Annotated in this window: 14 protein-coding genes; 7 read left to right on the top strand and 7 right to left on the bottom strand. The window is 29.8% G+C overall.

Annotation, left to right across the window (positions count from 1 at the left end; genetic code table 11):
- Together CVT14_RS10075 and CVT14_RS10070 are read right to left on the bottom strand one after the other, a co-directional pair.
- The coding region (locus CVT14_RS10075) for a hypothetical protein (protein WP_159071754.1) at window positions 1-247 on the bottom strand (247 nt) is incomplete at its 3' end.
- Between the two features lie 209 nt (window positions 248-456).
- Window positions 457-678: a hypothetical protein gene (locus CVT14_RS10070; protein WP_107850272.1), complete on the bottom strand. Its 222-nt coding sequence runs from the start codon at window positions 676-678 to the stop codon at window positions 457-459.
- Between the two features lie 390 nt (window positions 679-1,068).
- Between CVT14_RS10070 and CVT14_RS10675 the strand changes: the two genes are divergently transcribed.
- From CVT14_RS10675 to CVT14_RS10055, 4 genes are all read left to right on the top strand, one after another.
- Complete coding sequence (locus CVT14_RS10675) at window positions 1,069-1,218, top strand: hypothetical protein (RefSeq protein WP_159071753.1); 150 nt, start codon at window positions 1,069-1,071, stop codon at window positions 1,216-1,218.
- 18 nt (window positions 1,219-1,236) lie between these two features.
- A complete protein-coding gene (locus tag CVT14_RS10065) occupies window positions 1,237-1,623 on the top strand; it encodes a hypothetical protein (protein ID WP_107850271.1) in 387 nt (128 codons plus the stop codon).
- Window positions 1,624-2,058: 435 nt separating this feature from the next.
- The gene (locus CVT14_RS11115; RefSeq protein WP_107850270.1) at window positions 2,059-2,268 is read left to right on the top strand and encodes a relaxase/mobilization nuclease domain-containing protein; all 210 of its coding nucleotides are present in this window, start codon (window positions 2,059-2,061) and stop codon (window positions 2,266-2,268) included.
- A 129-nt stretch (window positions 2,269-2,397) separates the two neighbouring features.
- The gene (locus CVT14_RS10055; RefSeq protein ID WP_107850269.1) at window positions 2,398-2,736 is read left to right on the top strand and encodes a hypothetical protein; all 339 of its coding nucleotides are present in this window, start codon (window positions 2,398-2,400) and stop codon (window positions 2,734-2,736) included.
- A 125-nt stretch (window positions 2,737-2,861) separates the two neighbouring features.
- Here the strand turns inward: CVT14_RS10055 and CVT14_RS10050 are convergent, their stop codons facing one another.
- Complete coding sequence (locus CVT14_RS10050) at window positions 2,862-3,797, bottom strand: IS1595 family transposase (RefSeq protein WP_107850268.1); 936 nt, start codon at window positions 3,795-3,797, stop codon at window positions 2,862-2,864.
- Window positions 3,798-4,017: 220 nt separating this feature from the next.
- Here CVT14_RS10050 and CVT14_RS10045 point away from each other — a divergent pair, with 220 nt between their 5' ends.
- The 3 genes from CVT14_RS10045 to CVT14_RS10035 are packed head-to-tail and all read left to right on the top strand — an operon-like array spanning window position 4,018 to window position 9,201.
- Window positions 4,018-4,233: a DUF6471 domain-containing protein gene (locus CVT14_RS10045; protein ID WP_107850267.1), complete on the top strand. Its 216-nt coding sequence runs from the start codon at window positions 4,018-4,020 to the stop codon at window positions 4,231-4,233.
- A gap of 7 nt (window positions 4,234-4,240) precedes the next feature.
- Window positions 4,241-7,360, top strand: coding sequence for an Eco57I restriction-modification methylase domain-containing protein (locus CVT14_RS10040; RefSeq protein WP_107850266.1), 3,120 nt, complete (start codon window positions 4,241-4,243; stop codon window positions 7,358-7,360).
- Window positions 7,357-9,201 carry an Eco57I restriction-modification methylase domain-containing protein gene (locus tag CVT14_RS10035; RefSeq protein ID WP_107850265.1) on the top strand — a complete coding sequence of 615 codons (1,845 nt, stop codon included), beginning with the start codon at window positions 7,357-7,359 and terminating at the stop codon, window positions 9,199-9,201. Before CVT14_RS10040 ends, CVT14_RS10035 begins: the two co-directional genes overlap by 4 nt.
- Before the next feature lie 1,077 nt (window positions 9,202-10,278).
- Here CVT14_RS10035 and CVT14_RS10025 read toward each other — a convergent pair.
- The 4 genes from CVT14_RS10025 to csx2 all read right to left on the bottom strand — a co-directional run bounded on the left by CVT14_RS10025 (window position 10,279) and on the right by csx2 (window position 13,965).
- Entirely contained in the window at window positions 10,279-11,094 is an 816-nt protein-coding gene (locus CVT14_RS10025) for a hypothetical protein (RefSeq protein ID WP_107850264.1), read from the bottom strand.
- A 212-nt stretch (window positions 11,095-11,306) separates the two neighbouring features.
- A complete protein-coding gene (locus CVT14_RS10020; protein ID WP_187422368.1) occupies window positions 11,307-12,308 on the bottom strand; it encodes a helix-turn-helix transcriptional regulator in 1,002 nt (333 codons plus the stop codon).
- Entirely contained in the window at window positions 12,308-12,688 is a 381-nt protein-coding gene (csx20, locus tag CVT14_RS10015) for a CRISPR-associated protein Csx20 (RefSeq protein WP_194173474.1), read from the bottom strand. The genes CVT14_RS10020 and csx20 overlap by 1 nt, the downstream gene beginning before the upstream one ends.
- Window positions 12,685-13,965, bottom strand: a complete 1,281-nt coding sequence (gene csx2, locus CVT14_RS10010) for a TIGR02221 family CRISPR-associated protein (protein WP_107714593.1) — start codon at window positions 13,963-13,965, stop codon at window positions 12,685-12,687. The genes csx20 and csx2 overlap by 4 nt, the downstream gene beginning before the upstream one ends.

The raw sequence follows: 13,965 nt of genomic DNA, 5'->3' as shown, positions 1-13,965 counted from the left end.
ATCCATCTTTATTTGGACCGCAATAAGCAAATCCAGCTTTAGAATCATTGTGCAGTAAAATATAAAAATATGGATTATCTTTTATCTCATTTATTGAAAAAATCTTTCCATAAAAATGTTTTTCAGAATGGCCATAATTAATACATTTATAAATAAAATCTGCATCTTCCACATAGGCATTCCTAATTTGGATAGAAAAAGTTGGAATAAATTTTTTAAAAAAACCTTTTATATTTTTAAGTATCATTTAAAATCCTTTTGAAAATAATTCTTTTCAAAACATTTAATCGATAGCTCCCTATCTTGTGGGATCTAGCAAAAAGAAAAACAAAAATTTAAACTTAAAAAGCTTAAAGTAACAAAAACCTCTTAAGGACTTGCATAAAAATAGTTAAATTTTCGATTTTACTTAAAAAATAAATCTAATTTAATATTTTTCATATTTTAAAAATATTCCTAACAAATTCCTAGGTATTTTCTTCTTAAGTATTCTGCCTGTTCTTTTGTAATTTCTTTACTAAGCTGGGATATATTTATTGATGTGTAAAGCTCGCTCCAGTATAAGCTTAAATCCCAATTTGGATTAACGTTTGAATTTTTACAATCTAAAAACTTTTTTAAGTCTTTTTTGAGCCATGGTGACAAAGCGTTTTCATCTAATATTATATTCTCTTTCATATTACCACCTATCTAAATTTTTATGTTTTTCTTTATCTTTTATTGTTTGTGATAATTTTAGCTGCTATTTTGCTATCATCTCTTTCTTTTTACTTTTCAAGCGATGCTAATTGTAATTTTATCTTTTTGATTTTCTCATATTTTAAAACTATCTCAATTATAGCCATTCACCTTTTTACTGATAAAGATTTAATTAATAGTATAGCGAAGTTCAATGAAATTTGAAGGCAGTAATAGCTTTTTTTAATTGTGGCAAGTTTTATTGTGTATAATTTTGATCGTAAATATTATTAATTGCAGGATAGGCAATAACACCAAATTTGTCTGACATTTTATATCGGGCTTTAGGTTATTGCTAACTCTGCGAGGTTCAGGTATAGGATAAATATAATGGAAAATAATAAAATAAAAAAGAGTTTTAGAATAGAAAGCAATTTGTTAAATTTGGTTGAGGCATATTTGAAAGATAGTAAGTATAATTTTAGTGATTTGGTTAATGCTGCTATTATGGATTTTATATCTACTGGCGATATTGAGTGATCTAAAAAAAATACTTTATTGTTAAGAGAAAATAACAAGGAAGTTGAGCTTAGAATATCAATATCTAAAAGTGAATATAAGTATTTGGTTGATTTATCTAACAAACATGGTTTTAACTCAGCCACTAAAGAGGCTAAATTTTTATTGTTAAATCTTTTAAATTCCGATAGCCCTATTTTTAATAATATTGAAATGGAGGAGTTAAGAAAATCTAACTATGAGCTTAATATGGTTGGTAGAAATATTAATCAAATGTTGAAAGTATTATACGAGCAGGATTTGCAAAATTTTAAAGTAAATTATGAAAATTTAATATCAATAGTAAAAGTAGTAAATGACAAAATTTCTGCCGCAAGCGATAAGATAGAAAAGTATATCAAGATTTTAAATTTGAAGCTAAAGTAATGTTAGATGAGAAAAAAGAATACTTGATGATGAATGGTGGCGACCCAAAAGAGTTATTACTAATTTAGAAAAAAGGCTAAGAGTTCTTACGCATATAATAATCAACGAGGTATTTATAAAAATAGATTTAAAAGTGTTATTACATATACAAAAACTTATTCAAAAAAACAAACGAAAGTCGTTATTAAAATTACCGGATCTAGTAAAAATTATGGGGGGGGGCTAAAAGCACATCTAAGATATATTTCTAGAAATGGCGAGGTTGAAGTTCAAAGCTCTGATGGTTGTAAATTTATAGGAAAAGTGATTTAAATATTTTATCTGAAAGCTTTAATAGCGGCGATCGCATACCAACACAAAGAGAGATAAGAGATAACTCACTAAAAGAGCAGAGGAAAGCAATACATGTTGCTTTTTCTATGAAAGATTATCAATTTGCTTCTGGAGCTAAAATTAAAAAAAGCAGCAACAAATTGTGTATCAAAAATGTATCCAGATAACTACTTTTGTATAGCGATACATAATGATACGGATAATCCACATTGTCATTTGGTTTTAAAGGTAAAAGATTATTTATCCAGGAGAATAAATCCGAAAAAAACTGATATAGTTAATTTAAGATATTTTTTGCTAACGAGTCTATAAAACTAGGATTCGGAGCAAAGTAAATCAAAGCCATTGCTAGATCCGTCGCAATAAATCACTCTTTATAATGAAACAGGACTACAAAAGAATAATAAATCCCATGTCTTATATGCACTAGCCGATAAAAAGATGGAACTTAAACATCTTGAAGATGAATACCAAGCCAAACTTTTAAAACTTCAAAACGATATATCGGCTTTAGAGATTACTATATGCTTATTTGATAGCGACTGCAAAGAAACTATATCTAAAATTGATAAAAAAGTATTAAATAGTGCAAATAGAAACAGATCGCAGTTTGTGAGAAACAGCTATTTTGAGAAAGGTGAGTGCAAAAAGCTTGTTTTAGATGTTTTAAGACGAAACGAAGAGACTTTAAGCACCGAAGACATATCTTTAAAACTCCAAGATATAAAAGATATTTCAAAAGAAGATATTGTTCTAAATAAAAAATTCAAAAAACGGTAGTAGCTATGCTTAGAAAGCTTGAAAGAGCAAATCTTGTAAACCATGTCGGTAAAAGAGGTTTAGAGATTCTATGGGATATAAAAGAGTTGAGCCACTAATCTTTCAGCAACTTTTTTGTTTCCCTGTCAATATCCAGTCCACTCGTTATGAGTCGGAGTGTTGATAGCTTTAGTCGCAATATCTAGCATTAAAGATTTGTTTGATAATCTTCTATTGTCTTCTCTGTAAGCCACTTCAACGGCATAATTTGAAAGATAGAGATTTGATAGTCTGTGGCACTGACCGTACTGTAATCTTCTAAATCTTGAAAAGTAGCTCTCTGCTTGATTTGAGCAAGCTCCGTTATCTGATCTATATGCTATAGAGTGATCTCCCACTTTTACTTCAAACCAAGCAGACAGATCATCGCAACCGTTTGCACCGTCCGTATGTATAGTAGAGTTCTTCGTTATATGTTTAGTAGTTATTTTATTGATAACACTAGAGTTCTCACCTTTAACTATAAAGGTTTTAGTTGCAACCGCACCACTAAAACTACTCTCTTTATCCGCTCTTTGTCTTGCTACAAGTACACATCTCTTATTTGGGTTTTGACTAGCAGATAGTCTTAGATCTAATCTGTTCTTTTTTTTATTTGCAGGTCTTGTTTTTCCCACATAACAGCCGTCAATCTCAACCGTTCCACTAAGTTTATCTTCATTTTGGGCGTCAACAAAAGCAGCACGAAGTTTGTGAAGTAAAACGAAGCTGGTTTTATACTGAACACCTAATGCTCTACTCATTTGAGAAGCAGAGATGCCTTTAACCGCATTTACGAATACAATAATAGCCGTAAGGTAAGTTCTAAGCTCTAGTTTGTGACTTGTAAAGATAGTTCCCGATGTAACGGTATATTGTGATCTGCAAGCAGCACACTTGTATTTTCTGATATTTTTACCTGTTTTTGAAGTTGTATTAATAACATAGCTTTCAGTACAACCACAGTTATTACATACAGGCTTGCCGTCCGTATCGCTCCATCTTAGTTTTTCAAAAGTCTCTCTTGCTTCATCTTCACTCATGCGAGCCACTTCTAGCTCAGATATCGTTCTTGATTTGGCTGATAGTAAAAAGTGTTGAGATATTTTGAAGCTCCTTTTCTTTATTTATGAGTATATTATAACATATATGATTAAATAAATCAAGCCAATATCAAATAAATTAATTATATATGATTAAAATATTTGACTCTGAATGAAATAAATGATATACTGCAAAATAATAAATTCATTGAGGATGAATGTGGATTGGAAAAACAAAGCAAAATCTATAATAAAATCAGAACTTGCAAAACAAGATATTGACTATATAGAATTGTCTAAAAGACTCAAAGGGATAGGAGTTGAGGATACTCAAATAAACTTAGCTAACAAGATAAATAGAGGTACTTTTAGTTTTATCTTTGTGCTGCAAGTATTTGAAGTTATTGGATTGAAAAATTTAAGGTTAAAGGATTAATTTAGCTATGGAAAACAGAAAAAAAGCCCTTAAAGAACTCATAGAAAATTATAAAGATGTTCGCTCTAAAACAGATAACAAAGATATTTCAGAACAAACAATTAGATCTTGGATTCAAAATTTCTTAGAGATATTTGGATGGGATACAAAAGATACTTCATCTATTATTCAAGAGAAGCAATTATCTAAAAAAGAGAAAGAAAAGCTGGGCACTATAAACTCAACTGCAAATAGACCTGATTACAAACTACTAACTAATGGTAGAGTTAAAACATTTTTAGATACTAAAAACATTGATGTAAATATCGAAAAATGTAAAGATTCAGCATTTCAAATAAAATCATACGGCTGGTCTATCTCTGCTCCTTGTGCTTTTATAACAAACTTTGATGAGTTTGCAATTTATGATACAAACTATAAGCCTGATAGAGATCAGGAAGTAAACTTTGGGAGAATCTATTTAACAATAGATGAATATATAGATAAATTTGAAATCTTAGATAAACATTTAAACAAAGATAATATGGTAGCAGGGCTATTGGAAAAATTATACTCAGAAGATTTGGATATAGAAAAGATGATACCAAAAATATCTACAGATATTGCATTTGCAGAAAATCTCTCAAAATTTAGATTAAATCTAGGAACAGCAATAATTAACAACAATCAAAAGCTAATAAACAATAATATCGAGCTATTATCTTATTTAGTTCAAATGATAATTAATAGAATTATCTTTATTAGAGTTTGTGAAGCGAGAAATGTTGAAAAAGATGGTTTATTACTTGACTTTAAAGAGAAAGGTTTTTGGGATAGCTTTAAGCACTCTTCTTATTATGATTTTTTTGAACATTATGATGGTCCACTTTTTGCGAGGGATGATGTCAGGCTAAATAAGTTAATAATACCAAATGATGTATTTGATGAGCTACTACAATTATTTTATTACCCATCGCCATATAAATTTGATGTTATTCCAACTACGCTATTTAGCAATATTTATGAAATATTCTTAGCAAAAAGATTAGAGCTTCAAGGAAGTCATCTAGTAGAAGTCATAAAACCAGAATACTCTAAAACTAATGGAGTTGTCAGCACACCACAGTATTTAGTGCAAGATCTAATCAAAAGAACAGTTGTAAAAGCAGACATTTTAAAACATAGCTTAGATGAAATACTAGATTTAAAGATTTTAGATTTTGCTTGTGGATCAGGAGCCTTTATAGTTGAATTGTTTGATTACATGCAATCAATTCTAATAGAAAAGTATTTGCAAGATAATGATGAAAAATATAAAGATTTTTTTCATCAAAAAGAAGATTATATTGTAATGACAGTTGCAGGAAAGAGAAAGTTAATATCAAGCTGTATTCATGGTATAGATATTGATGCAGAAGCTGTAGAGGTAGCGAGAATGTCTTTGGCCTTAAAAATGATTGATGATCTACTAGATTATGAAGATTACTCTCACTTAGGGATATATGGGGATCAGATACTAAATAAAATTGGAGAAAATATAGAGTATGGCAATACTTTAGTTTCTGATGACATATTAACATTATGTCCTGATATTAAAAAACAAGAAAATATTAAACAGCATGATGCTTTAAATATTTTTAATTGGGGCGAGGATGGGTTTAATGATATATTTGAATTGAAACAAGGTTTTGATTATGTAATAGGAAATCCACCTTATGTCGAAGCAAAGCACATGACAGATGATATACCAATAATGCATGATTATCTAAAAAAGAAATATGTAACTGCAAAAAAAGGCAAGATTGATTTATTGATACCTTTTATAGAAAAAGGGGTATCCTTATTAAATAAAAAAGGGCGATTGGGTGTAGTTATTCAAAATAGATTTTTTAAAAATGAGTATGGAGAGGGGGTCAGAGAACTAATAGCGGCAAATAAACTATTATCAGAGGTTATTACTTTTGATTTGAATAATATATTTAAAGATAGAATTACTTATATATCTTCATTGGTTCTTGATAAAAAAGGTACGGAAATAGTTTATTATAATACTATCAAAGAAGATGCATTTGCTCTACCATCTGTATTGCAAAAATTACCATCATCAAAAGATGATGCAACGGCATATAGTTCTGTCAAGTCAGAAAATATCACTAAAGAGCCTTGGATATTTGAATCTCCAAACTTATTAGCAATGATGGATAGTTTATCTAAATACAATGTTCCATTTGGAAAATTCGCAGAAATTCGTGTTGGGATTCAAGTCCTTTGGGTAAAAGCATATCATCTTAAGGTTTTAGAGATAGATCATGCGAATAATTTAATAAAAGCGAAAAGTAGCATCGATGATAATATTATCATCGAAAAAGATGCTTGTCGCTCTTTAGTTCTAAATGAGAGGTTTTATTCATTTAGAAAAGATTTAGATGATACCTATGCTATATTCCCTTATGATATTATTGATGAAGAGAAACATCCAATTTTATTTGATGATTTCTGTACTAGATTCCCAAGGGCAGGAGCATATTTAAAAAAGCACAAAAAAACAATTCAAGAGAACATCAAAGATAAAAAATACAAAAGGAATGATTCTCAAAGATGGCACCTATATACAAGAGAAAGTCATTTAGAAACGAATTACCCCAAAGTATTAATACCTATGACTGCGAATGATGTATATGCTAGTGTTACATTAAATGATTACCATTATTGTGATAACTCTAATATAAATTACACAGATATACTAGAAAAAACACCAGAAAATTTATATGCCGTAGCATCCATATTTAATTCAACTATATTTTCAGTATTAGCAAGAGCGATAGCTAACAAGCAACAAAATGGATATTTTAAATTAAATAAACAATATTTAGAACCAGTGCTTTTTCCTGCATATATTTTTGAAAAGGATAAAAAAACGGTAGAAGAGTTAGCTAGAATTGGAATGGAACTAGAAAAGAAGCAAAATGAATATATCTATGCACTGCCTCACAAACAGAGGAGAATAAAAAAACAGCTTGCTGATTTGTGGGAAATGCTAGATAGTATAACTGCGCGAGCATATAAACTTACTAAGATACAAGAACAATATTTTAAAGATATTGGCAGAAATATAGATAGAAATGAAATTTTGGATAGTATCACATGAACAAGCAAATAAAAGAGTATTTAAAAAACTATTCGGATGATTTAAATATAGTCAATAAATTAATCGTATCAGCTTATTTGGAATTTAACAATTTAAAAGTAACACATAATAAACATTTATTATCACTTTTAAGTGGAAATGATAAAAAAGAGATCGAAAGTTTTTTAAAGTTAGTTCATAGCCACTCTAGTGTATTTAACTTTGAAGATGTGATAAATCTATTTGAAATAACAATACCATCAAAAGATATAGTAGTAAATGGTGCTATATATACTCCTAATTATATCAGAGAGTACATAAATAAGAGTTCTGTAGCTAAATTAAATATTACCGATAAAATAAAAATTGCAGATATTGCATGTGGATCAGGGGCATTCTTATATACTGTATCAAAACACATAAAAGATACAACAGAATACAGTTTGTTTGATATATATAAAAATAATATTTTTGGTTTAGATATAGCAGAATATGCAATTGAAAGAACAAAAATCTTACTCACACTTTTTGCAATAACGATTGGAGAAGACAAAGAGGAGTTTAATTTCAACCTATACAAAGGAAACACTTTAAATTTTGATTGGCATAAAATACAAAAAGATTTTATAGGTTTTGATGCAATCGTAGGAAATCCACCTTATGTTAGAACAAAAAACTTAGATGCAAGTAGTAAAAAACTTCTTTCAAAATGGAGTGTTACTGCATCTGGTAATACAGATTTATATATTCCTTTTTTTGAGATAGGTATAAAACATTTAAAAGATGACGGTTATTTGGGATACATAACTGTTAATACTTTTAAAAGAAGTGTAAATGCAAGGGAGCTGCGAAAGTTTTTTAGCATGGAATCTCTTGATTTAAAAATATTAGATTTTGGAAGTCGTCAAATTTTTGACAATAAAATGACCTATACTTGTCTAGTTCTAATTCATAAGTCTTACTCAAATCAACTTAGTTATTGCAAGGTGTCTTCTGATGATATTAAACTTTCTAAGGAGATTAATTTTACAAAAATACAATATAGCCTTTTAGATCATAAAAAAGGCTGGATGCTCGCAGACGATGAGCATATTCTTAAAAATATTCATATAATTGAGAATATAGGCATTCCATTGGGCAACAGAATTGTTATTAAAAATGGACTAGCAACACTACAAAACAGCTTATTTATATTTAAACCAAATAGAGAAGATGAAAACTATTTTTATATGAAATATAATAGCAAAAGCTATAAAATTGAAAAACAGATATGTAGAAATGTCATCAAACCAAACAAGCTAAAAACATCTCAAGAAATTAAAGATTTAACTGAGAAAATTATTTTCCCTTATCAAGTTGAGGACAAGATCGCAACAGTGATGGATGAGAATTATTTTAAAAACAATTACCCATTTGCTTATAAATATTTATTAGAGTATAAATCTTTACTTCTACAAAGAGATAAAAATAAAGATAAGAAATATAAATGGTTTGAATTTGGAAGAAGTCAATCCATAAACGATTATGGGGAAAAACTACTCTTTCCATATATGTCTAATAAACCATATTTTGTATATACCAATGATGAAGATTTACTGTTCTATGCAGGATATGCAATTTATGGTAAATCTACAAGAGAGTTAGTTTTAATCGAAAAGATTTTAAAATCAAAAGTATTTTGGTATTACATTCAACATACAAGCAAACCATACTCTTCAAACTATTTTGCACTTGCAAAAAATTATGTAAAAGATTTTGGTATTTGTGATTTGACAGAGGAAGAAGAAGACTTTCTATTAAAAATAAGCTCAAAAGCAAAAATAGATGAGTTTTTAATATCCAAATATGGGGTATCAATATAAATAAATAAAGAACCGTCAAAACTCAAACTATCATATAATGAAACAAGCGGAAAAATAGCCATTGAAACTTATGACAGAGGTTTTTTCAATCAAGAGATAGATATTACAAATGAAGTTGTAGAGCTTGTTATAGAGAAACTTTTTAACGATATGGACTGTCCACCCAATGGTGGAATTTTAGAACTGAAAAGAAGCAGTGAAAAGAGAGGGGATGTAGTCAAAGTGATAGGAACGATTAAGTGATTTTCGCCTGATTTTAAATTTGGGTTACTTTGCTACATAATACCGAAGTTTTTCTCATATAAGCATTTCTAGCTAGAAAAGTTTCATCACACTTTTCTGATAAATAAATTATATGTTGGCAAACAAGGGATAATTACTACATCGCAGTTTTTATAATATCTAAAACCCCGGAAGCAGAAAATCCTCTAAAGTCATATACACAATCGTCAAGATCTTTTGCTTTGTCTGGAAGGTTTTGTTCGATACAGGAATTGTCATTAGATTGCAAAAAGTATCCAAAATATTTTGCAATGCTAAAAGCAAAAGGCGTTTTACCTACGCTACCTTTTTGTTTATAAGAGCTATTTTCATTATATTATCCTTTTAAATTCTATAAAGATATACTTTATAAAAAAATAAATATAACTATCATTGCTTTTTTGTATTTATTTTTAAATTCTCTATTAAATTACTAAAAATTGGTAAAATCAAAAATCTTATTGATTATTTTTTGATATTTTTGACAATTTTTGTTTCAGTCGATCACTTTAGCTATTGTGCAAATATTTTTTAGATTTTCCTTGAAAACCATTGCATTAGCACATTCATCTGTACTAAGCAATTCTATCTCTTTATTCCTCCTGCCAATTATCATTTAACTTATTAAGGACTTCGCTAATTCCAACTTGTTTATAATCTCTTACCTTTTTCTAGTAATTGTAAAATTAAGCTCTATTTTTTTGATTTTGTGGCTGAGGAATAAAATTTGATTTTACCTCTTCTTTAACCTCCTCCTCATCAAAATCAAAAAGACTTCTAGCTCTATCATATTTGTCGGTATAGCTAGTATCTTTTTTAATGTCCTAGTAGTTTTTCTCTTATCTTTTTCATCGGATATCTTGCGTCGCTCAGATTGAGATACTCTTTATATATCGATAGCCCTCCCATTATCTTGTAAATTTCCAGATCCGTATTGCCCATCTCTCTCAATTTCTTCGCTTCGTCCTCGCAAAGAATATCCTTCTCCCAATACTCCTGCCTGTATAGGGCTATCGTTAGCTCCTCTAGCTTCTCCTCGTCCACTAGCCCTCTGACTTGGATGTCGTCTATCATCCCCAAGTTCTCCAAAGCTGTCGTCCAGCGATAAAGTATCGTTAGTCTGTGCATCCAGTCGCCTGATTGAATGTTCGAAGGTGCTGGATATGTTGATCTCATTATCTCTTGTTGCTCCACGTCCAGATGTTTCTCGATATAAGCTCTCATCCGATTTATCACTTCCTCACTCGGTTCTATCGTATCGCAAGTCATCGCTCTCCAATTCACCCAGTCGTGATTGATTGTTATTAGTAAATTGACTAACTCTTTTTTGATCTGCTCTATTTGTTCTTGATTGATCTGGCTGGATTCATTGATTTTACTCTCCATATTTTTGATCACTAGATATAGATAATTTGAGAAGTTCATCTCCTCTTGCAGTGGTGTCCACTCCATTTCCATCATATCTGTTAATCTTTTCTTGGTTATTAGCGGTCTGTTACCCTTTATCTTGTTTTGAGGGTTTGATAGGATATGGTTGTTGTTGGTATCCACAAAGTCCCAGATCTCATCTATGGTCTCTTTGAAATTTTGCTCTGATAATTCATTGTATTTGGGATTTAATATGTGAAACATTGTATATGCTCCAAGTTTATTTGTTAAATGCAATTTTACTGTTTTTTACATAAACTATTACATAAGTGGATAGTTTTTGCCGTTAGGTTATAACTAATGGTAAGATAAATATAGGGCAACAGTATAATAAGGCTGATATTTGCTATACATTGACAGCTTATATTAATTCTTCCAATATTATTTGCCATAGCCTATTAAACTACAAATGTAAATTATTTATTTAATAAATCAAGAGCAATTTTTAGATCCTCTTCAAATTTATCCCTTAGGCTTTTTGGCTCTAATATCTCGATATCTGGGAGCCATCGTTTTATAAAAGGCAAAATTTCTATATCCTGAGTAAAATCTATACTAAACATAACACTGCCATCTTCTAAAGCCTTTTCAAATCTTTGAGATGGGAAAAAGCTCTTCATACCTTTACGAAAATATATAGCTACCTTGGGAGAGGCTTTAAGCATGGCTCTTTGTGGTGTATTTGATGGCAAGCTCATGGCGTTTTGTATTTTATTAAAATACGTTTTGTACTTTGACAAAATCTTTTTTTGATAGTTTTTTGAACTTTTGGTTAAAGATACTATAAAAGCTACTCTTAAAAGCCTAAAATTTTCGTTAGCATCCTCTATAGCCAAATACCAATTTCCATCAGTAAAGACTATTTTTAGGCATTTTGCATCGGTTAAATTCTCAACTTCGCCGATATATTTATACTTAATGTCTCGGTATTCTCTGTTTGCAACTGCATTACGAAGCTCACTCAAATACCTTTTGCTAGGCTCATCTTGTAAATTTTCTAAAGGATTTGTCTTAAATAAAAATATATCAGAATCTTCTTGTAGCTGCTTAGATACCTCTTTTTCATGTTTCTCTAAATCATTCAATAAGCTAGGGTCGTTTTCGTTTAGTAAAGTTATTAGCCAGCCTAGGTTGTCGCTATTTTTTAAAAGATACTCTAAAACGATGATTATGTCCTTATTCTTATCAGCTACTCTTAATACACCCATAGGTCTTTTGGCATTTTTTACAAGCTTATTTTCTATTATGAATGAATTTGGGAATAAAATTTTGATCTCTTCTATATATCTTCTTAGAGTTCTTTCTTGTATGCCAAATTCATCTAAAAGCTCTGCATCTGATGGATAAATTTCTCGTTTTTTTACTAATTTTTTTAAAATTTCAAAAATAATTAATGTTTTATTGCTTAACTCCGCCATTATAAATCCTCATATTCTCTAAATCTTGCATGTTTAAATTCTCGTTTTGTTACGACTTTTCCGTTTTCTATATATTCGCTTACTATACGCTTTGTAGTCGCATATATAACGGTCAAACCCATATTTTTTGCAAATTTTATCATATTATATGTTGCTCCAAAGTCACCCTGAACTAACAACACATCGCTAGAACTAGCCTGCTGCGTAAGTCTATCTTTGTAGATATTTATGACATTTAATATACTTTTTTCAAACGGATCTATGTCACTCCACTTTGCATCAGCTATATTTACAAATTTCTCAATTTTTAAATTTTCTCTCGCATCCTCCTCTTGTTCTGGTGTTAGAGCGTGATTCATTAAAATAAAAAGAGTTTTCACCTTAATGGTCTTTCTTGTAGTTTAAAGTGTATTTTTTTCATAGCCTTAATTTGGTCTATATAAATTAGTATGTTATTTGCACTATTTCTTGGATAAGAATTAGACCTTTGATCACCCTCTACGAGTTTATGTGCTATGTTGATCCTAATATTATTTACTTTAAAATATATTTCTGCTGCTTTTTTATGCTCAGAGTTGTAATTTTTACTTCCTTTATATTTTCTTAAAGTATATTTGGCATTTTCTCTTGCATCTCTATCTGCAGGATCCTTACCATTTTGTTCGCATATTAAACTAGGGACGACTTCAGCCAATGTCATGTAAGCCATAGCAAAATTTTTATTCTCAGCATACCATGAAGCTAACTCTATTTGTAAATCTGAAATTTTATCTATTCTAAAAATATCTATAAAATCCTTTATATCATTAGCTATTATTTTTAATATATGCTCTTTAGGATCACTAAAATCAAAAATATCTTTACTTAAAGACCTTACGCTCTTTTGTATCGCACTAATATCTGACATACTTAATGCATAGGAAAAGTCCATATAACTATTTTTTATTTTCTCAGGTTGTTTGGATTTGTTTATAAGGGCAATCAACTCATAGCCATTTCCATAGTATTTTAGATTTTTTATAGCTTTTGACCATTCTAAAAGCTCAAAAAACATCTTTAAATTTACTATTGGAGCTATAGTCCTTCCATCTTCACTTTTTTTCGAAGCCTCAAACATTCCATAATATACGCCTTTTATATTTAGATTATAATCGCGTGTATTTGCACAAAACTCACTCATCACAAAGCTCATTAAAGAAAGCGATCTAAATGAATGTGTTATGTCTAGATACACCTCGTCATCTTTTGAAATATTATTCATGATTTGCAAGTATTTATCAAAATTTGACCAAAGTTCGTCTTCGTTTATTCCGTATTTTATAATATAACACTCTGAGCCACTCTCTCCAAGTTTATTTTGAATTTGTTCTTTAACTATCCTTAAAAATTCCGTATCATTTTTGTTTCTTTTATCTGTATCTATTTGTACCGCAATTTGTCTATCACCACCGAATTCTTCGTATACGCTATCCCATACAGAATCTTTTGTACCGACTAGAAATAGTTTATCTATGCCTATATGATTGCATAAGACATCAGCTATAAGAGTTTTATTCTTGTAGATTTTTCCTTCTATTTCATAGTCGGTTGTTTTGTAACAACGAGTATTTTGATCTCTACTACCAGTCCCCAATGAGCTTATTAGAATTTTAGCCAT

It is taken from the genome of Campylobacter concisus, assembly GCF_003048445.1.
GTDB classification, from domain to species: domain Bacteria; phylum Campylobacterota; class Campylobacteria; order Campylobacterales; family Campylobacteraceae; genus Campylobacter_A; species Campylobacter_A concisus_BF.
The sequence above is the reverse complement of the archived record's forward strand: the minus strand, read 5'-3'. Positions and strand labels throughout refer to the sequence as shown.